The organism is Desulfonatronovibrio hydrogenovorans DSM 9292 (genome assembly GCF_000686525.1).
Lineage (GTDB): Bacteria > Desulfobacterota > Desulfovibrionia > Desulfovibrionales > Desulfonatronovibrionaceae > Desulfonatronovibrio > Desulfonatronovibrio hydrogenovorans.
Genome location: NZ_JMKT01000008.1, coordinates 443,909 through 463,906, shown reverse-complemented (window position 1 = coordinate 463,906; position 19,998 = coordinate 443,909). Strand labels below are relative to the sequence as shown.

19 protein-coding genes and 2 tRNA genes are annotated in these 19,998 nt (G+C 50.2%); 12 read left to right on the top strand and 9 right to left on the bottom strand.

Translation table 11 applies throughout. The features are described 5' to 3' along the window. Positions 1–38: 38 nt before the first annotated feature. The gene (locus P771_RS0103555) at positions 39–1,319 is read right to left on the bottom strand and encodes a TolC family protein (RefSeq protein WP_051617082.1); all 1,281 of its coding nucleotides are present in this window, start codon (positions 1,317–1,319) and stop codon (positions 39–41) included. A 480-nt stretch (positions 1,320–1,799) separates the two neighbouring features. Between P771_RS0103555 and P771_RS0103545 the strand changes: the two genes are divergently transcribed. The 3 genes from P771_RS0103545 (at position 1,800) to P771_RS0103535 (ending at position 4,736) form a co-directional block, all read left to right on the top strand. Beyond that, a tRNA-Arg gene (locus P771_RS0103545) sits at positions 1,800–1,876 on the top strand. A 41-nt stretch (positions 1,877–1,917) separates the two neighbouring features. Beyond that, positions 1,918–2,295 (top strand): DUF2628 domain-containing protein, encoded by a 378-nt coding sequence (locus tag P771_RS0103540; protein ID WP_028574052.1) that lies wholly within the window; start codon positions 1,918–1,920, stop codon positions 2,293–2,295. Positions 2,296–2,429: 134 nt separating this feature from the next. Beyond that, the gene (locus P771_RS0103535; protein WP_028574051.1) at positions 2,430–4,736 is read left to right on the top strand and encodes a PAS domain S-box protein; all 2,307 of its coding nucleotides are present in this window, start codon (positions 2,430–2,432) and stop codon (positions 4,734–4,736) included. A gap of 10 nt (positions 4,737–4,746) precedes the next feature. Here the strand turns inward: P771_RS0103535 and P771_RS0103530 are convergent, their stop codons facing one another. Then, on the bottom strand, positions 4,747–5,304 hold the full coding sequence (locus tag P771_RS0103530; RefSeq protein WP_028574050.1) for a chemotaxis protein CheD: 558 nt from the start codon (positions 5,302–5,304) through the stop codon (positions 4,747–4,749). Positions 5,305–5,500: 196 nt separating this feature from the next. Continuing rightward, positions 5,501–5,576: transfer RNA gene (locus P771_RS0103525), tRNA-Phe, on the bottom strand. 259 nt (positions 5,577–5,835) lie between these two features. Here P771_RS0103525 and plsY point away from each other — a divergent pair. Continuing rightward, positions 5,836–6,432 carry a glycerol-3-phosphate 1-O-acyltransferase PlsY gene (gene plsY / locus P771_RS0103515; RefSeq protein WP_028574049.1) on the top strand — a complete coding sequence of 199 codons (597 nt, stop codon included), beginning with the start codon at positions 5,836–5,838 and terminating at the stop codon, positions 6,430–6,432. 111 nt (positions 6,433–6,543) lie between these two features. Here the strand turns inward: plsY and hflX are convergent, their stop codons facing one another. The 3 genes from hflX to P771_RS0103500 form a co-directional block, all read right to left on the bottom strand. Continuing rightward, on the bottom strand, positions 6,544–8,160 hold the full coding sequence (gene hflX / locus P771_RS16320) for a GTPase HflX (RefSeq protein ID WP_150112119.1): 1,617 nt from the start codon (positions 8,158–8,160) through the stop codon (positions 6,544–6,546). Between the two features lie 67 nt (positions 8,161–8,227). Further along, positions 8,228–8,818: an IMP cyclohydrolase gene (locus P771_RS0103505; protein ID WP_028574048.1), complete on the bottom strand. Its 591-nt coding sequence runs from the start codon at positions 8,816–8,818 to the stop codon at positions 8,228–8,230. A gap of 127 nt (positions 8,819–8,945) precedes the next feature. Beyond that, positions 8,946–9,506, bottom strand: a complete 561-nt coding sequence (locus P771_RS0103500) for a tetratricopeptide repeat protein (protein WP_028574047.1) — start codon at positions 9,504–9,506, stop codon at positions 8,946–8,948. A 188-nt stretch (positions 9,507–9,694) separates the two neighbouring features. Between P771_RS0103500 and flgB the strand changes: the two genes are divergently transcribed. The 8 genes from flgB (at position 9,695) to cobM (ending at position 16,437) form a co-directional block, all read left to right on the top strand. Then, a complete protein-coding gene (gene flgB, locus P771_RS0103495; protein WP_028574046.1) occupies positions 9,695–10,105 on the top strand; it encodes a flagellar basal body rod protein FlgB in 411 nt (136 codons plus the stop codon). Beyond that, the gene (gene flgC, locus P771_RS0103490; RefSeq protein ID WP_028574045.1) at positions 10,105–10,542 is read left to right on the top strand and encodes a flagellar basal body rod protein FlgC; all 438 of its coding nucleotides are present in this window, start codon (positions 10,105–10,107) and stop codon (positions 10,540–10,542) included. Before flgB ends, flgC begins: the two co-directional genes overlap by 1 nt. A 97-nt stretch (positions 10,543–10,639) precedes the next feature. Further along, a complete protein-coding gene (gene fliE / locus P771_RS0103485) occupies positions 10,640–10,951 on the top strand; it encodes a flagellar hook-basal body complex protein FliE (RefSeq protein WP_028574044.1) in 312 nt (103 codons plus the stop codon). Positions 10,952–11,012: 61 nt separating this feature from the next. Next, on the top strand, positions 11,013–12,611 hold the full coding sequence (gene fliF, locus P771_RS0103480) for a flagellar basal-body MS-ring/collar protein FliF (RefSeq protein WP_028574043.1): 1,599 nt from the start codon (positions 11,013–11,015) through the stop codon (positions 12,609–12,611). Then, on the top strand, positions 12,612–13,622 hold the full coding sequence (gene fliG, locus P771_RS0103475) for a flagellar motor switch protein FliG (RefSeq protein WP_028574042.1): 1,011 nt from the start codon (positions 12,612–12,614) through the stop codon (positions 13,620–13,622). Then, the gene (locus tag P771_RS0103470; protein WP_028574041.1) at positions 13,609–14,337 is read left to right on the top strand and encodes a FliH/SctL family protein; all 729 of its coding nucleotides are present in this window, start codon (positions 13,609–13,611) and stop codon (positions 14,335–14,337) included. The genes fliG and P771_RS0103470 overlap by 14 nt, the downstream gene beginning before the upstream one ends. Beyond that, positions 14,334–15,659, top strand: coding sequence for a FliI/YscN family ATPase (locus P771_RS0103465; RefSeq protein ID WP_028574040.1), 1,326 nt, complete (start codon positions 14,334–14,336; stop codon positions 15,657–15,659). Before P771_RS0103470 ends, P771_RS0103465 begins: the two co-directional genes overlap by 4 nt. A gap of 4 nt (positions 15,660–15,663) precedes the next feature. Then, positions 15,664–16,437, top strand: coding sequence for a precorrin-4 C(11)-methyltransferase (cobM, locus tag P771_RS0103460; protein ID WP_028574039.1), 774 nt, complete (start codon positions 15,664–15,666; stop codon positions 16,435–16,437). 71 nt (positions 16,438–16,508) lie between these two features. Here the strand turns inward: cobM and P771_RS0103455 are convergent, their stop codons facing one another. The 3 genes from P771_RS0103455 to hemW form a co-directional block, all read right to left on the bottom strand. Further along, positions 16,509–18,284: a GspE/PulE family protein gene (locus P771_RS0103455; protein WP_035243844.1), complete on the bottom strand. Its 1,776-nt coding sequence runs from the start codon at positions 18,282–18,284 to the stop codon at positions 16,509–16,511. Further along, positions 18,277–18,750: a D-glycero-beta-D-manno-heptose 1-phosphate adenylyltransferase gene (gene rfaE2 / locus P771_RS0103450; protein ID WP_028574037.1), complete on the bottom strand. Its 474-nt coding sequence runs from the start codon at positions 18,748–18,750 to the stop codon at positions 18,277–18,279. The genes P771_RS0103455 and rfaE2 overlap by 8 nt, the downstream gene beginning before the upstream one ends. Before the next feature lie 102 nt (positions 18,751–18,852). Then, complete coding sequence (gene hemW / locus P771_RS0103445) at positions 18,853–19,980, bottom strand: radical SAM family heme chaperone HemW (protein ID WP_028574036.1); 1,128 nt, start codon at positions 19,978–19,980, stop codon at positions 18,853–18,855. Positions 19,981–19,998 lie beyond the last annotated feature (18 nt).

Genomic DNA, 19,998 nt, shown 5'->3' with positions numbered 1-19,998 from the left:
CGCCTTTTTCTGATTTTAACAAAGCACAGCAGGAAGAATTAATGGCCTGCCAATGAGATATTCTTCTCTCCCATGGCATTGTAGATGGAAGCCAGGGCCTTGAGATAGTCGGCATTGGCTCTGATCAGATTGCCCTCAGCACTGGAAAGTCTGGCCTGGCCATCCAGGACGTCGGTGTTAGTACCCACCTGGGCTTCATACCTGGCCACAGCCATCCGATAGCTTTCTCTGGCTTCCTCCAGGGCCTGCCTGGCAACAGCAATCCTTTTACGGCTCTCGCCAATCTGGAGATAAGCAGATTTCACCTCAAAAACCACACTTTTCAGCAGGTGTTCATATTCAGCCATGAGCTGCTTTGTGTATTGTCCGGCCTGCTTGTGGGCATAATAGGTCTTGCCCCATTCAAAGAGAGTCCACTGCATCTGAACTCCAGCCCTCCACTCGCTGCGGTCCTGAAGAGTGCTTCCGCTGACTGATGGATCATCTCCTCGCCGGTAATAGTCAAAATTGGCTCCCACCTGGGGATAAAACGAACTGGCCGTGATTTTCTCGTCCCTTAAAGCCATCTGGACGCTTTTATCAGCAATAAAGATATCCGGCCTGGCTGCAAGGGCTCTTTGCCTGCATTGTTCCAGGTCCAGGACAAAAGGAATATACTCCAGTTCACCCTGATAAAAGACTTCTTGTTCCAGAGGAAGATGAAGAAGCATGTTCAACCTGGCAGTGAGATTGTCCACACTGTTTTCTGCAGAAATAAGATCCTGCTCTGCCTGGGCCACGTCCACCTGGGCCTGAAGCACGTCAAGTCTAGGTACTAGCCCGACTTCATAATAGGACTGACTGACCTGGAGATGAGATTTCAGCCGGGTCAGGGAATCCTTGGCCACCCGGACCGATTCCCTGGCTGCCAGCAGATCCAGAAAGGTACTCTGCACTTCCAGGACCAGCGCCAGCTCAGCCCGATCCAGCTGGGATTCAGCCTGTTCATTGCCCAGCCTGGCCTTCTGGTAGCTGCTGAGAATGTTGAATCCAGTGAAGAGGGGCTGATGGATGTTAAAATTCAACGTCCAGACATCCCTGGAGTCCCGGATGGTTCTCTGGGTAACCGGATCTCTTCCTGACGGGTGTTCATCCAGTCTTGTATAGGCATAACTGGTACTGAACCTTGGACCGAAAGCCCCCCGGGCAGACTTTACTCCATACTCTGACCCTTTAAGGGCTTCGCGCACCGCCTGAATGGACTGATTTCGTTCAAGTCCCATTATGACCGCATCCTCAAGATCAATGATCTCCTGGGCCGAAACTTTGCTAAAAGGCATCCATAGCAGCCCAGTCAATAAAATTATATGAAATACATTGATAAATCGCACAAAAATCCCCCGTGAATAAACTGTTGGACAGGTCGGGAGCCCTGCCAAAAGCTGCACTATAAAACAAAAGATATATGCTCCCCAACCAGACCTGTTCTGAAATTCTTAACCCACAATGTACTCAAGCTCAAGATTTTTCAATTTACGTACCATTAAAAAACCAAATCGGCCCAAATAAAAAACTGTTGCATAACAATGCAAAAATAATTAACTTGCCTGATACGTCTTAACCATGCAGCATAAAAATTTACCAGGGGAGGCATTATGTTTGAAGGTTTTATCCTGGCTCTGGCTTTAATTGTACTGGGCCTGATTCTTAAAGGTTTCCACAGCGAACACGGCCCGCACAAGGAAAACAACAATCATTAAGTCTTTCACACTGTTGGGCCGGGATAGTTGAAAGGTTTGCCAAGCCGTCTGGCCCACCGGGCGCCCGTAGCTCAGCCGGATAGAGCGTCGGACTTCGAATCCGCAGGCCGGGGGTTCGAATCCCTCCGGGCGCGCCATCTTTATGAATATTTAATCCACCTGCCAAGATGACACCAGCATGAAGACTTTCAATCTGTACAGACATCCTGAACTGGGCCTAGAAGCGGTCAAGGAAGGCTTTTCCTGGCCGGCTTTTTTCTTTGGCATCATCTGGATGGTCTACAAAAAATTATGGAAGTACGCAGGGATATGGTTCGCCATTTACATCACCCTGGCCTTTGTTGAGAATGCAGTCAAATCAGGTGGCGTTGATTCCGGCATGAAGGCCACCTATGACATAATGATCCTCATGGGCTACCTGCTCATAATGCTCATTCCGGCATTCAAGGGCAACTCCTGGAGACAGACAAGACTTCTTGAAAAGGGTTACGTCCTGGAAAAAACCGTTAAAGCCTCTACCCCGGACCAAGCCCAACAGGCCGGTCAATCATCCTGACGATTCTTCACCACCTTCTTCCTGTCCCATTTACTGCATGCCTTTGGGAGGCAAAATGAAACCTTAAAGGTTGTTTTAAACATTTCCTGGTTATGCTTTTTAAGGACTAAAGGATACCATACCAGGAGATGTGCATGCTGACCATGGAATTCGGCAACCGCCTGAAATTCTTGCGCTCCATCAAAAACATGACCCAGGCGGTTTTGGCTGAAAAGGCCGGCATTTCCCTTCAGTACCTGGGTAGAATTGAACGAGGCATCTCCTCACCGTCATTTAAGGTAATCCATAAAATTTGTCGGGCGTTAAACACCGAGCCAGCCTCACTCTTCCTTTTTACCTCTGCAAAAGCTCCCATCCCCCAGGACCCGGAATTTTCAGCCAGCATCAAAACATCCCTGGACTGGACCAGACACGTCACCTGGAAAGGCCTCTGGGAAAAAGATCTGGCCACCGGCTCATACCTTTGGTCCTGCAACCTGTACAATCTCCTGGGATACCCCTCTTTTTCCATTGAACCCGACTTTGACTTCTTCCTGAGCCATGTCTCTTCAACCTCAGTTCAATCCCTGAAAAAACAGATCTCCAGGGCCTGCGCCGGAAAAATAGTCGCTGATGTGGAATTCATGTTTACCACCAGGGATCGCCGTCTCAGGACCGCAATACAGCACCTGGATATTTTCAGGGATTCGTCAGGGGAAATAACTCAGGTCTGTGGAATCATCCTGGACATAACCGAAAGTCGGGCCCTGGAAGGATCATTGATCACAAATCAGCATCAGCTGGAAGAATATGTCCTTCAGCGAACCCAGGAATTGTCAAAAACCGTCAGACAGCTGGAAGTAGAGTGCCTGCGCCGGAAAGATACCCAGGAAAAGCTGCAGCAGAGCAAGGAGTACCTGAAAACCATATTTGACATGGTTCACGACGGAGTCATCCTCCATGATGGCCCGACCTTCAGGATTCTGGACGCCAATGAACGGGCATGTGAAATGTATGGTTATTCAAAGGAAGAAATGCTGAGCCTTTCTGTGACCAACCTCAGTTCAGGCATCCCCCCATACAATCCAGCCATGCTCCAAAAACTCATGGACAGGGTCAGGCAGGAAAAGTTCACCACCCTGGAGTGGCAGGCCAGAAAAAAAGACGGCTCTCTATTCTGGGTGGAGGTCAGCATAAGACTTGGCTTTATCGGAACGCATGAAAGCTTTTTTGTCATAGTCAGAGATATTACACACCGCAGACACTCAGACAACGAAAAAAGAGACGAGGCACAGCAGGACATTCAGCACTCCACCTCCCGGCAAAGCCTTGAAGTCCTGACTGGAGGAATAGCCCACGAGTTCAGCAATCTGCTTCAGGTTATCAGGAACAACCTGGATGCCTGTCTTCAGGCTGGCCACATCCCCCAAGACCTGGCTACCATAGTCAGACAGGCTGAAAAAGCTGTTGAACGGGCTTCAAAGCTGACCGGAAAAATGCTTAGTTTTTCAGGAAGAGGCAAATTCTTTCCAAAACTTATTAATCTGAACCGGACAATTATTGAACTCAAGGATGTTTTGCTCCAAATGTGCGGTTCAAACTGCCGGCTGGATCTTGATTTGGACCAGTCCATCCCCTGGATCCGGGCGGACAGGGATTTGCTTCGACAGGCAATAAAGAGCATCTTTTCCAACGCTTGTGAAGCTATAAAGCATCCTGATGGTTTTATCCGGATCAGTACAGGACTTTACCTGCATTCTTCCGGGGGAGAATCAGCCAGCTTTTCTGCCAGTCCAGCTGGTCCGGGCCATTATGCCTTTATTCAGGTTGAGGATAATGGTGCAGGCATGGATGGAGAGTGCCGGGAAAAAATTTTTGACCCTTTTTTCTCCACCAAAGCCGAGGGTAGAGGGCTGGACATGGCTGCAGTCAAAACCATTGCCCGCAAGCATAATGGTACCCTGACCATCAGCAGCAGCCCGGAAAGGGGCTCAACAGTCCGGCTCCTCATTCCCCTGCCGGACCAGATACCCGACCCCAAGACTCCGGCCCAGAAAGTAGAGTATCCAGCAGCCAGGCAGGATGGAGGAGAGACCATCCTGGTGGTGGATGATGAAGAGGGCATCAGACAGGTTACTGCTGAACTGCTAAGGGATGCCGGCTACCAGGTCATCACTGCTGTTGACGGCATAGAAGCCATTTCCGCCTACCAGAAGTACGGCCAGAATATTGCCTGCGTGCTTCTTGACCTGACCATGCCCAGGATGGATGGAATTGAAACCTACAGCCGCCTGTCAAAACTTGACCCTGCAGTCAAGGTGATCATCTCCAGCGGCTATAACCCGGATAAGGAAATGCGCCTCGACTCAACCAGAATCAAAGGATACCTCCAGAAACCATATTCTTTCCAGGATCTGCTCAGCAAACTGCAAAAAGTGCTCGAAACCAGCTTTGACAATTAAGTTGACTCAGTTACTTATCAAACAGGGTAATATCCCCTGCCTGCTGAGACTCCTGCCTGATCCGGGCTGACTCGGCCTGTTCCCTTTGAGCCAGTCTGCTGACATAGCCGGAAGGAACCCTTTTGAGAAAAACCTCTCCAGTGTCAGTATAGAAGAGTATCTTCCTGGACTCAACACCTCCCAAATCACTGCTCACTATTCTGATATGCTCATTTCGCAAAAACTCCAGGACAAAGGATGCGATCTTCCTGCCCACGCCATTGTCCCTGGATATGGAAGGAATCATGTGCGCCCCTCCAAAAGCCTTGGCAATAAAGTCCTTTCGCGCCGCCCCCAGCTTCATCATCTCGTTGATGAGTATCTCCATGGCATTGACCCCGTACCTGGCGGATACGTCAAATTTTTTCAGATCGGCCTTGCCCGGCAAAAGGATGTGATTCATCCCTCCGATCCGACGGACAGAGTCAAACAGGCAGACAGCCACGCAGGATCCAAGGATGGTGTGAAGAACAGCCGGCTCTCTGCTGGCTCTGCATTCACCGATATGGATGTGAATATGTTTTCTCATGAGTCCCTGACCGCCTCAGCAAAAAAATGCCTGCAGCCTTAAAAGTGGCTGCCTTTGCCAGGTTATCAGTATCCTACTTTTAAAACCACCTCAACTAATCTAGCCGGTAATGCATCGAATGGCCATAAATCCAGAACCCCTAAAGCAGCCCAAAAAAAAGCCTGCACCACAAAGGTACAGGCTTTTTAAAAATTCATGGTGCCGAGGGACGGAATTGAACCGCCGACACGGGGATTTTCAGTCCCCTGCTCTACCGACTGAGCTACCTCGGCTGACTAAGCACGAGTAAAGGCTTATATATGAGGGTCATGAAATTGGCAAGAAGTTTTTCCCGAAAAAATAAATTTTACTTTTTCGACTGCTCCGGTTATATTTTATGGGATTTTGCAAATCATCCAACTGCCGGGACTGAACTGACAGTAATCATTATTACACATTGATTCTGAGACAATGGCAAGTTTCTTTTCCTGGCAGCATGACCATCAGTAAACATAAATCGCTGATCACAGCTAAAATAACAAGGAGTAAATAATGGTAACCATAATCTGGCTTGGCTTATGCTACATCCTTGGTTCCCTGCCCTTCGGCATCCTGATAGCCCAGTCCTTCTGCAAAATCGATCCCCGCCAGCAAGGCAGCAAAAACATCGGTGCTACCAATGTGGCCAGGCTGTGCGGGTTCAAATACGGATTCGCCGTACTGCTGCTGGACATCTTCAAAGGTTACATGCCCATCATGATAGCCTATAAGTTCAGTTCCTCGGCCATTTTCATCTCCCTGACAGCCTTAGCTGTTATCATTGGACATATGTACTCCGTATTCCTGTATGGCAAAGGCGGGAAGGGCGTGGCCACGACCGTTGGAGTATTCCTGGCCCTTGCTCCGGGTGCCGCAGTCTGGGCCATTGGAATCTGTCTGGCTGTAATCTACCTGACCGGCTTTGTATCTCTCGGTTCCCTGGCACTGGTCAGCTCGGCTCCGGTCCTGTTTCTTATTACAGGCAACTTTGCCTATATTCTGGTTTCCCTGATAATTCTTGGCCTGGTATTCTGGAGACATGAAGAGAATATCCATCGTCTTCTGAGCGGTGAAGAAAGCAATTGGCGTCGCACTCAAACTGAAGAATAGCGCCTTTTCCACCCAAATAAATAAAAAAGGACTCCTCTTAAGAGGGGTCCTTTTTTTGTGGCTGATAACCATTCAACTTTCTGATCAGTTTATTTAACCATAAAATAACTATTAATTCACCTCTTGTTTACCAGAAATATCCGGTCCGGTCTTTATCAGCCTGGACACAGCCTCCACCAGAGGAGTCAGGCTGGCTCTGTCCAGGGCTGAAACCGGTATCCCCTGAGGATGGTTCCTTAACAGAGCAATACGCTGTTCAGGACTGACCTGGTCCCATTTGTTCAAGGCCAGAATCAGATCTTTGGAATCCAGATCCAGGCTTTCAAGGATCTTTTCTACGGCTAGAGTCTGTTCCTGGACATCAGCATGGGAGGCATCTGCCACATGGATAAGCACCCTGGCCTGAGAAAGCTCTTCTAAAGTGGCCATGAACGCCTCCTGCAGATCCTGGGGCAGATCCCTGATAAACCCAACAGTGTCGGTCAGAATCACCTCCATGTCTTCTGGAAAACGAATCCTCCGGCTGGTGGGGTCAAGGGTGGCAAAAAGTTTGTCCTCAGCCGGGATATGGCTGTGGGTGAGGGTGTTGAGCAGGGTGGACTTGCCTGCATTGGTGTAGCCAACCAGGGACACCACCGGAACATCAGCCTGCTGTCTTTTTGATCTAGTGTTCTGCCTGTGCTTTCTCAGGGCTCTGAGATCATCCTTGATTTTTTTAATCCTGTCTCTGATCTTCCGTCTGTCCAACTCCAGCTTGGTTTCGCCCGGACCCCGGCCACCAATCCCTCCGGCCAGTCTGCTCAACGCCCTGTCCTGTTTGATGAGTCTTGGCAGCGTGTATTTGAGCTGGGCCATTTCCACCTGCAGCTTGCCGGCCTTAGTGGTGGCATGCTGGGCAAATATGTCAAGGATAAGCTGAGTCCGGTCCAGAACCTTACGATCAGTAACCTGAACAATGTTCCGGAGCTGGGAAGGAGTAAGTTCCTGGTCAAACACGATTATGGAGGCACCGTGCTGGAGGGCCATGACCTCCAGTTCCGAAAGTTTGCCCTTGCCCATTATAAACCTGGGGTTAATCCTGGGGACCCTCTGAATCATGGTTTCTCCAACCTCAAGCCCTGCGGTTTGAGCCAAAGCCGCCAGCTCAGCCAGTGACTTTTCCTGCTCCTTCCTGGGAGCAGTGTCCACGCTAACCAGAATGGCCCGGCCCTCGCCTCCGGACCCAGGAGCAAGGACTGCACCAGTCCGGTCCAGCTCTTTTTCCAGAGAGTCGGCGTTTTCCCGGAAATCAAAGTCCACCATGGTCCAATGAACCGGATCATGCACCAGATAGGGATCATTTTTGGGGTTAGGGGGCAATAAGTGAGCCCATTGAAACAGGTCTGGCTCTCCGTTCCGGTCCAGGGTCAGAAGAGAAACTGAATCCAGACGCAGAAAGACCATGTCCATGAGATCTTCCCTGGTCAGGGGAGACGAATTGATGTGGGTATGAATGAGCCTTATCCCTCGGAGCCTGCCGGAACTTTGACGAAATCTTTCCAGCCTGGGGATGAGAATCCCTTCATGGTCACCCACCAGGACCATGAGTACATGACCCCGACGATCTATAAGCAGACCGACCTGTCTCTTAAGCTGGTGGGATATCCCTGCCAGCTCGTACAACTGCTCAGGGGTAAATCCGGGACAGGAGGGATAGACCCTGAAGTAAAGCCTGGATAACGCTTTCACCTGGCTCGGTTTCAGGCCGGTCAGGTTCCCATGAGGTTTTTTAGCTATGGATAATCCTCCCTGCCAGCTATTTTTTTCGCAGATACCTTGATATCATCTGATCATAGCTGGAGGTCATTTCAAAGGTATATGCAGCAGTTTCCTGCCTGAAGGCAAGATCAACACCGTCTTTCTTCTGAACCATCTCCATGAACGGATCATAAAAACCTGGATCTGGAAGAACGCATACACTGTGAAAATTCTTGGCCGAGGCCCGCAGCAAGGCAGGGCCGCCTATGTCGATCTTTTCCACTGCTTCTCTGGCATCAGCATCATCAGCAACTGCTCGGGCAAAATCGTACAGGTTGACGCAAACCAGATCAAAAAAATTAATCCCCAGTTCCTTCATGGTTCCGGAATGATCCGGATCATCCTTGTCAGCAAGGATGCCGGCGTGAATATGAGGGTGCAGAGTCTTGACCCTGCCGCCCAGAATTTCCGGGAATCCGGTAACATCGCTTACTCTGGTCACAGCTATGCCTTGCTCCTGCAAAAGTCTGGCAGTGCCCCCGGTAGAGACAATCTCAACACCCTTCTCATCCAGAAACCGGGCCAGTTTTGCAAGACCGTCCTTATGGGTCACGCTGATCAAAGCTCTTTTAACAGGCAAAATTTGCATCGTCTTCCTCCCTGAAGACAAAAAAATGCCAAAAAATATCTTGCCTGGCAAGATATTTCAGGCAATTTCAGCCGGTCCGGTTTCAGGCTGATGCCCGGACCGGCTGTTTACCGGGAGGAGAGTTCTGTCAGGAAATTTCAGCCAGGAGCTCTTTGGCTGCCTGATTTTCCGGATCAGCTTCCAGAATTATTTCAATATGCTCTCTGGCATTCTGGATCCTTCCAAGGCTTTTAAGACAACCAGCCAGAGAAAAGCGAACATCTATCTTTCCAGGGTCCATTTCCAGAGCTCTTTCCAGATATTCAATGACTGACTCAATCCTCCCCAGGGAGTGCCCGACCTGAACAAGGCCGTACAGAGCAATGAGATTACCGGGATTAAGCTTCAGAGATTCCTCAAACAGCCCATAGGCCCGCTCTTTGGAACCGATCTCAGACTCGATAAGCCCAAGCCCGGCAAAAGCCTTGTCATTGGGTTCGACCTTTGAGGCCTTCTCATATAAGGTTCCTGCCTTTTTTAACTCACCCTTTTGAACCGCTATAGTGGCCAGTCCGATAAATGGATCGGCATGAACCCCGTTGGATCCGGCAGCCTTCTGATAATACTGTTCGGCCTTGTCCAGCTCACCCATGAACAGATAGCATTCTCCAAGTTCCTTGTTGATTTCATAATCAAGACTGTTGCTCATAATTCTCCTCCGCAAGTTATCAATTACATTCTGCATAGGCAGAAGCAACAAACATGCCACATCCCTATGTACATTTTTTATCCTGAAATTCGTCGCCTTATCCCTTTATCCTCCGGACATGGAACAGGAGTTGCTAGGGTATTAAAAACAAAAATAGCGACCAGATCAAAACATATCAGGAGTAAAGCATGAAATCATTATTTGGAACCCATATCCACCTGACCGGCAGGGTTCTGGATATGCGTCTCAAACGTCAAAATGTTGTCTCGTCCAACCTGGCCAATGTCAAAACACCGGGCTACAAGGCCAGGCGGGTGGAATTCGAGGAGCGTCTCCAGGCCGCTCTGGACCTGGATTCCAAAGGAAGGGTCACCAGGACCGACAAAATGCATCTCCCAGCCAAGTTTGATCCCAACACTTTTGGCCCGGACTTTTTCAAAAGCATTGAACCCAGGGTCTACCAGGGGGAAGATGCTGTGGATCTGGATAAGGAAATGGCCATCATGGCCAAGAATACCCTGATGTATAATGCCCTTACCCAGGTGATGCAGAAAAACTTCGAAGGCCTGAAAACGGCCATCACTGAAGGAGGAAGATAATGAGCTTTATGAAATCCCTTGATATCGGAGCTTCAGCCTTAAGTGCTGAAAGAACCCACCTGAATACCATTTCCATGAATCTGGCCAACGTCAACACCACCCGCACACCAGAGGGGGGACCGTATAAACGCAAGACCGTATTATTCAAGGCCGTGCCAGTGGAAACTCCTTTTGCCAAAGCCATGCAGACCGAACTTGAAAGAGAGCTTCGCGGCGTCAAGGCCAAGGCTGTCCTCAACGATAACAGGCCATTTAAACAGGTCTATGACCCGGGCCACCCTGATGCAAACCAGGAGGGCTATGTCAGCCTGCCTGACATCAACGTGGTCGAGGAAATGGCCAATATGCTTACAGCCATGCGGACCTATGAAGCCAATGTTTCAGCCATAACAACTACCAAGAGCATGTATAACAAGGCCCTTGAAATTGGCCGCTGATCTAAAACCATCAGCCATATAACCTGTTTAATAGCCGGCTCTTTTTTTACCTGAGCAAAGTCAGCTACCGGAATCTTTCTTTTAAGGAGCATTACCAATGAGCATATCCCCCATGGCCATCAAAGCTTATACCAGCGCCCTTGAATCAGGCAACGAACTCAAGGAGTCCCAGAAAAAGAACATGGTCTATGATGACTTTACGGACACCCTGAAAAAATCCCTGAACAAGGTCAACTCCATGCAGACGGAAAAAAACCAGATGATCAAGGCCTTTGCTTCAGGCGAAAATCAGAACGTCCATGAACTGATGATTGCCATGCAGAAAGCTGGAGTGGCCATGCAGATGACCACAGCAGTCCGGGGAAAAGTCATGGAGGCATATAAGGAACTCATGCACATGCCGTTTTAGTCAAATATGGGATATTTTGGTAATTCCTTGAAAAAATAAAACTTTTTAAACGGGGTCGAACATGCCTCCATTCTTAGATAATATTACGGCCAAGGTCACCAGCGTCTGGACGGGAAGCTCTCTGCCTCAGAAAATTCTTATGGCCGGACTGGGAGCATCAGTCATCCTGACTTTTATTCTGCTCATGTTTTTCCTGGCCAGGCCTGATTACCAGGTATTGTATGCCAACCTACACACCGAAGACGCCTCAAGGGTAATGAATATCCTGGACAGGGAAGGTTCCAGGTATCGTCTGACTGATGGAGGGACTACCGTGATGGTTCCCAAAGACGATGTCCATCGACTCAGGCTGGTGGTGGCCGGAGAGGGTGTTCTCCACGGCTCCGGAATAGGATTTGAACTGTTTGATGAAAGCAGAATCGGCCAGACCGATTTTGTCCAGAGGATTAATTATCAACGCGCTCTCCAGGGGGAGTTGTCTCGAACCATTGCTGAGTTCGAAGAAGTGGAGCAGGCCAGGGTCCATCTTGTTCTTCCCAGCCGCAGTCTGTTCATAGAAGAACAGACCCCTCCCTCAGCTTCTATTGTCCTGCAGCTCAGATCAGGACGCACCCTTGATTCCAGACAGGTCCAGAGCATTGTCAACCTGATCACTACCGGGGTTGAAGGAATGGACCCAGACCGGGTTACCATCTCAGACACCCGGGGAAGAGTGCTCTATCAGCCCAGGGCAGACACTCTGGAGGGGTTGAGCAGCACTCAGCTGGAGTATCAGCTTGCTTTTCAACAGAATCTTGAACGCCGAATCGAACACATGCTTACACCCATTACCGGTCCGGGACGGGTTATAGCCAAAGTCAACGCAGATCTGGACTTTAATCGCCGAACCATCCGAAAGGAACTGTTCGATCCCGACAGCTCCGTGGTTCGCAGTGAGCAGCGTTCAGAGGAGCAAAGTCGAGGCGAAACCCATATGGAAGCCGGTGTTCCAGAAGCCCCGTTTCACGGAGATGGATACACAGGTCCGGCCACATCTCAGGAAACATCCAGGGAAACCAGGACCACCAATTTTGAAATCAGCCGGGAAGAACAGAATATAATCGGCTCCGTGGGTGACGTCAGTCGACTGAACGTGGCTGTTCTTGTGGACGGTAAATATGTCCCCAACGAGGCCGGCGAGATGGTATACGAAGCCCTCAGCCAGGAAGAAATGGAAAGAATCAGACAGCTGGTTGAACGGGCCGTGGGCTTTGACAACGCCAGAGGCGACAATATCGAAGTCAGCAACATCTCCTTTGGAATCCCGGATCCTGAACCCACCCCAACTTTCATGGACACTATGGGTGACTACTTCCAGACCATAGGCAAACCCCTGCTTAACGCCCTGCTGGTTTTACTTTTCCTTCTCCTGGTGGTAAGACCTATAGTCATGGCCATCCTTAAGCCCAAGGTTGCCGAGGAAGACGAGGAAATGGCCGGCCTGCCCCAGGGTGAGGAACGAGAGGCCATCGGCGCATCCATGAGTGAAGAAGAACTGGAAGGTATGCAGGCCCAGAAACGGATTGAGGACATCAAGGCTTTTGCCGCCCAGCTGGTTGAGGAAAACTTTGACCAGGCCTTTGCAGTGGTCAAAAAATGGCTTAAAGAGGAGAAGGCGTAAGTGGCTGCACCCGGTAGACTGAGCGGCGTCCAGAAAACAGCCATTCTTTTGCTGGCCCTTGGAGACAACTTTACATCAGATGTCTTCAAGAAACTGGATAAAAATGAGATCACCAAGATCTCCAAAGCCATGCTGGAGATGGAGAGCGTACCCAAGGAGACCGCTGAAGAGGTTCTTAAAGAGTTCAACCAGACCCTGCTCCTGGGCAAAGAAATGCTCATGGGTGGACCTGATCAGGTCAAGCGGCTCCTGACCAAGCTCCTGGATCCTGACACTGCCAAGTACGTAATGGAGGCCCTGGACATGGAAACCGGGCCAACGCCATTCAAAGAACTGATCAATGTCAGTCCCAAGATCCTGGCCCAGATCCTGCGCAACGAACATCCCCAGACCCTTTCTCTCATAGCCGGCCACCTGCCTCCGGAAAGCGCTGGAGAACTTCTTCAGAACCTGCCTCCGGGAATCCGGGCTGAAGTGCTCATGCGTCTGGCCAAGCTGGAAGCTGTTCCCGAAGACATGCTGATGGAAGTGGACAAGGTCCTGCAGAATCAGCTCATAGCCATGGGTGCCAAGGAAGGACGTAAAGTCGGTGGAGTCCAGTCGGTTGCTGAGATTCTGAATGCTGTAGAAAGAAGCATTGAGGAAGAGGTACTATCCGATATTGAAGAGGAATCCACCCAGCTGGCTGATGAAATCAGACAGCTCATGTTTGTATTCGAGGACATTCAGGAACTTGACGATCGGGCTGTGCGCGAGGTTCTGAAAGAAATCAGCAATGAGGACCTCACCCTTGCCCTGAAGACGGCCACTGAAGACCTTCAGGAGAAATTCTTCAAAAACCTGTCTGAACGTGCTGCCAACATGATCAGGGAAGACCTGGAAATAATGGGGCCGGTAAGATTAAGTGACGTTGAAGGTGCCCAGCAGAATGTAGTCAAGATAATCCGCCGGCTGGAAGCCGAAGGCCGGATTATTATCACTGGCAAGGGAGGTGGCGATGTCCTTGTCTGATGCTTCCCCTAAATTCAAGGGAGGCAGAGTGATCATAGGCCTCCAGTCCAGAGCCCTGGATGAAATGGATCTAGAAGCCAGGAACTCGATTCGCCTGGCTACTCCCGAAACAGAGGAGAAATTCCTGGAACGGGTCAGGGAACGAGCCGGACAGAAAGCCTCGGAAATAATCAGTAAAGCCATGGCTGAGGCCAAAGAGATCAAACAAAAAGCCTCTGAACAAGGCTTTGAGCAGGGCCTTTCCAAATCCCGCCGGGAAATTGACACTGTCAAGGAAAGCCTGAGCAAGGACGTGGCCCGGATATTTGCCAATTTAAAACAGGAAAAACATAAAATATGGACCAGGTACCGCCAGGATATGGTTCTGGTGCTCAGGACCTCTCTGGAAAGGATCCTGGGGATAGAGATAGAGAAAAACAGGGCTGAAATCCTTGGCATTCTCATGGACCAAGCTTTGGAACTGGTTGAAAGGGGAAAGGAACTCAGCCTCACTGTAAGTCCAAAGGATCAGGAACTTATTGAAGAATTGATGGAAAGAGCCAGGGAAAAGCATCCAGACATTGGAAATTGCCGGGTCAAGGTTTCGGAAAAAATTAAAAAAGGCGGCCTGATCCTGGAAAACGGCAGCGGAGTAGCTGATAATACCCTGGACAGTCGATATAAACAGGTCAAGGAGATAGTGGATCGGATATCTTTGGATGAGGACGAATCATGACCCTGGACGCCAAGACCTGCCTGGAGCTTCTCTCCGATATGGACCCGGTCCTTACTTACGGCAAAGTATCCAAGGTCATCGGGCTGGTTGTGGAAGGACAGGGCATCAAGGCACCTTTAGGCTCCATCTGCAGACTCCTGCCAGATGAAAATAATCACAACAATTCCATCAATGCGGAGGTGGTGGGATTCAGAAACGGATCAGTCCTGTTCATGCCCTATGAAGACATGCGCGGCATCAAGCCAGGCACTCTCATCAAAAACACCTCCATGCCCCCCTTGATCCCGGTGGGGAAAAAATACCTCGGCCAGGCCATCAACGCCTTTGGTCAGCCGCTGCAAAAAGAAGCCCCCCTGGTTCCTCAAAAATATTATCCCTTATATGCCGAGCCCATCAACCCTCTGGACAGACCAAGGATAAATGAACCTCTGGATGTAGGGGTCAAGGCCATCAACTCCCTTCTTACCCTGGGTAAAGGACAGAGGGTGGGCATCATGGCCGGGTCAGGTGTGGGCAAAAGCACCCTTATGGGCATGATGGCCAGATATACCGAAGCCGATGTCAATGTCATTGCTCTGGTTGGTGAGCGCGGCAGGGAAGTTGTTGAATTTATTGAAAAGGACCTTGGCCCTGACGGGTTGGCCAAATCAGTTCTGGTGGTAGCCACTTCTGACCAGGGGCCCCTGATCAGGATGCGGGCTGCCTTTGCTGCCACTGCAGTGGCAGAATATTTCCGGGATCAGGGCAAAGATGTTTTGCTCATGATGGATTCAGTCACCCGCTTTGCCATGGCAGCCAGAGAGGTTGGACTGGCCGCGGGTGAGCCGCCTACCACCAGGGGATATACCCCCACCGTGTTCACCCAGCTGCCCAGATTACTGGAAAGAACCGGCAAGAACAGCACCGGCAGCATCACCGGCATCTACACGGTTCTCGTCGAAGGAGACGACTTCAATGAACCCATTGCCGATGCGGTCAGATCAATTCTGGATGGGCATATTGTCCTGACCAGGGAACTGGCTGACCAGGGACACTACCCTTCCATTGATGTCCTCAAAAGCGTCAGCAGACTTAAAAGCGATGTGGCTCCACAAGACAGCATCAAGCACGGCCAGAAAATCATCAGACTGCTGGCTGCCTACAACCGGGTTGCAGACATGATCAATATCGGAGCCTACGTCAAGGGCAGCAATCCCGAAATAGACCAGGCCATTAAACTCATCAAGCCCATCAACGATTTTCTGCGTCAGGACATTTCTGAAAAATTCACTTTGAACCAGAGTTTTTCCCTGATGAGTTCCATCCTTAAAAAGGAAAAATAGCCCAATGAGTTCAACGGGAAAGATTTATTTTGTCGGGGCTGGTCCAGGAGATCCGGAACTGATTACTGTCAAGGGTCTGAACATCATCAATAAAGCTGATCTGATCATCTATGCCGGCTCTCTGGTTCCAGCAGCGCTCTTTAAAAATTCATCAGCTTCATCAATAATCGACAGTGCAGGACTGACCCTGGAGCAGACTCACACCATTATGACTGAAGGGTTTCAGGCCGGGAACACAGTGGCCAGAGTCCATACCGGTGATCCCTCCATTTTCGGGACCATCCAGGAGCAGACCTTTCTTTTAGAGCAACAGGGAATCCCTTATGAAATCATTCCAGGCGTAACTGCAGCCTTTGCTGGGGCAGCCAAGGCCGGGATATCCTTTACCCAGCCCGAAACAAACCAGACCCTCATCATCACCCGGGTCTCAGGCCGGACAAAAGTTCCCTCCAGTCAGGAAATCAAGAAGCTTGCTGCTTCCAAAAGCTCCATGGCAATCTATCTTTCAGCCGGGCTGTCCGGAAAGATCAGAGCTGATCTGCTTGAGGCAGGACTGCCCCCCAACACCCTGATAGCAATAGGCTGGAAAGTAGGCTGGAGTGACGAACAGATCATCTGGACCGACCTGGAGAAACTTGAACAGACAGTATCTGAGCGCAACATTACCGGCCAGGCAGTGTTTCTGATCCTGCCAGCAACGGAGCAGGCCAGAAGATCAAGACTTTATCATCCAAATTTCAGCCATGGCTTCAGAAGCAAGAATCATGATCCGGCCTGAACCAAAACATTCAGCGCAAACCTGAACTTCGAAACCGCCACCATCTTCCGCTTTATATTCCCTGCTTCAGATTACTGCTCAACACCCACCACTCTCAACACTTCTTCGATCGTTGTCTGACCACGCCTGACCGCATTGATTCCGGCCTGGAACAGACTGGGCACGCCCTGCTGCCGGACCTTTTCCCTTATGGCCCCCAGGTCCTGTCCGGTTCTGATCATTTCCTTCAGTTCCTGGTCAAAACCAACTATTTCATAAATTCCCATCCGCCCCAAGTATCCTGTTTTGCGGCAGTATTCACAACCACTACCCTCATGCAGTTCCCCAAGTCCTGCAAGCTCGTGTTCAAGCCCCAGTCCCCTTTTCTCATCCAGGGGCAATTCTCTTTTTTCCCGGCAATGGGGGCATATGGTTCTTACAAGACGCTGGGCAACTGTGCCCACCACTGCGGCATTGATGAGGTAAGACTCCAGGCCCATATCCAGAAGCCTGGTCAGGGAGGAAGAGGCATCTGTGGTGTGCAGGGTGGACAAAACAAGGTGTCCGGTCAGTGCGGCCTGAACAGCGTGATGGGCGGTTTCTGAGTCCCGCATCTCGCCCACCATGATGATATCCGGGTCCTGGCGGAGAACATATTTGAGCATACCCGCAAAATCCACGCCTATCCTGGGCCGGATTCCGATCTGATTAAAGTCTTCAGTAACCATCTCTATGGGGTCTTCAAGGGTAACCAAGTTTATGCCCGGATGAACCAGCTCCTTCAAAGTGGAGTAAAGGGTAGTGGATTTACCGCTGCCAGTCGGCCCTGTTACCAGGATTAGACCGTTCTGCCTGCTTATGAAGGATCGAAATATATTCAGCTGATCATTGTCCATGCCCAGTTGATCAAGCTTTTTCAGGGTGGTTTCCCCGGACAGGAGCCTTAAAACCATTTTCTCGCCAAAAGCCACTGGAACCGTGGACACTCGAACATCAGTAGGAATTTGGTCCAGAACCAGCTGGATCCTGCCGTCCTGGGGCCTCCTCTTTTCAGCTATGTCCATGCCGGACAAACCCTTAATCCGACTGAGCATGGCCTGGTGAACCATGGGTGGCAGCCGGTACAGGCTGTGCAGAACTCCGTCAATACGAAACCTGACCTGGCAATGGTTTCGCCTGGGTTCCATGTGGATATCACTGGCCCGTTCCCTGAGGCCGGAACGCATAAGGTAATCCACGGCCTTTATTATATGTCTTTGGGATGTAGGATCAATCTTGTCGGATATTCTGACCCGACCCTCCAGGTTGCCAGGTCCCCGTCCTGATGCAAACTCCTTTTCTGCTTCAAGAATCGACAATCTGAATTGATAAAAATCATCGATCAGCCTGAGAATATCATGTCTGGTCCCTAAAAAAACCTTGCACGGAAGGCTGGATACCTTTTCCATATCCTCCCAAATTTCCGGCTGAAAAGGGTTGAAGGCCAGGACCTCAAGACAGCCGTTCAGGACCCGCAATGGAACCAGCATGTTCTGTCTGGCGAATCCTTCGGAAATGGTCCTGGTGGTGACCTCAATATCCGACTCCACCGGATCGACCCGCTTGAACTCCATTTTGAAGTGGTCAGCCAGGGTTCTGAGGATCCTCTCTTCATCAAGCTTGAACTCATGGCTGTCCCCCTGGATCTTAAGCCCCAGAGAGATGATGAAATCAAGATCTTTTCCCTGTTCAGGCCGGGACAGCCTGTATCTGGATCTGATCCATCCGATTTGATCCAGGGACAGCACCCCTTCCCTTCCCAGGATTTCCAGCAGTTCATCCAGGGTATAGTCTAGTCTTTTGTGCTGATACACTTTCTGCTCAGCCATTGCTGATCCTGTCAATGATCCTGGATGTTGAATGTCCCGGAGTAAGTTCGAGGCTCAAAACCATTCCACCCGTCTCTTCCACGATGTCCCGTCCCACTATCTTTTCCACTGGCCAGTCTCCTCCCTTGACCAGGACATGAGGCCGGACCTTGCAAATAAGCTCATAGGGAGTGTCTTCTTCAAAGACCAGTACAAATCCCACACACGCCAGGCCGGCAAGGACCCTGGTCCGGTCCCTGGCTGGATTAACAGGACGCTTGGGTCCTTTGAGTCTGGAGACTGACTTATCACTGTTCAGGCCCACCACCAGCGTATCCCCCAGGGATGAAGCCCTTTCCAGATAGTCCACGTGTCCAGGGTGGAGGATGTCAAAGCAGCCATTGGTAAAGACTATCCTGCCCAGATCCCGGTTACTTCGGATCTGGACAAAATCCTCAACATTCAAAATTTTGTCCCGTGTGTCCATATAACTGTTCCTGGTGATGACCTGACTATTTTTGTGCAACTCTCTTTTAAGCTCACCCATCCATTCATTAAGACGGCCCGGTCTTCACCCGGCTGCCCTGGGTCAGAAAATAAACTGTTCAATAATGGAATTACTCACCAGCATCCCGTTTTTAGTCAGACGCAAATAGCCGTTGGCAAGTCTGATCAGGTTGTTCTTGTGCAGAACTCCAATAACAGATCTGTACCTGGAGCAGAAGTCCTGACCTGTAAGCTCTCTGTAGTCTTTGAGATTAAGCCCTCTTGAGGTCCTGAGGGCAAGCATGACCCTTTCATTAATGGTGTCTCTGGAATTCAGGTTCTCAAATTCAAGATCTCTGAAAGATCCCTTGACCATCTGTGCATAGTCCCGGACCGAAACAGGATTACGCCACCTCTGGCCATCCATGGAGCTTACAGCCGACGGCCCAAGGCCGAGAAAATCCATTCCTTCCCAATAACCAGTATTATGCAGACATGCGTAGCCCATCCTGGCAAAATTGGAAACCTCGTATTGAAGAATTCCCTCGGATTCCAGATACTCGGCACCATAGATATACATCTTGGCCTGCACCTCTTCCTCCGGGAGGAACATCTCTCCGCTACTCACCCAGCCCTGCATTTTGGTTCCCGGCTCCAGAGTCAGACCGTAGCATGAAACATGCTTGGGTCTGTACCTGGTCAGAACCTTCAGACCATCAAGCCACCCCTTAAGGGTCTGGCCGGGCAGGCCCCAGATCATGTCCAGACCAAAGTTTTCAAAGCCAGCTTCCCGGATCAGTCTCATTGCTTTCAGAGCCTGTCCTGAATCATGCTCCCTTCCGATACTGGCCAGGACTTCATCGTCAAGACTTTGAACGCCAAGGCTTATCCGGTTAACTCCAAGGGATTTTAAAGCACTGGGATATGTCTTTTCAATTATGGTTTCCGGATTGGCCTCAATGGTGAACTCGGCCCCAGAGGCCAGGGAAAAGTTCCGAGCAATGATGCTCGTGATTCTGGCTATAGATGATGTGGAAAAAAGCGTTGGCGTGCCACCGCCTAGAAAAACACTGGTAATAACCCTGTCCTCAGCCAGGGCCTTTCTGCGCTGCGCTTCTTCTTTGAGCACCTCGAGATACAGATATTCAAGGTCTGGAATATGCTCCTGGGAAGAAAAAGCACAATAATGGCATTTGCGGATGCAAAATGGAATATGAATGTAGAGCAGCATGTTCCAAAAGATCTGTTA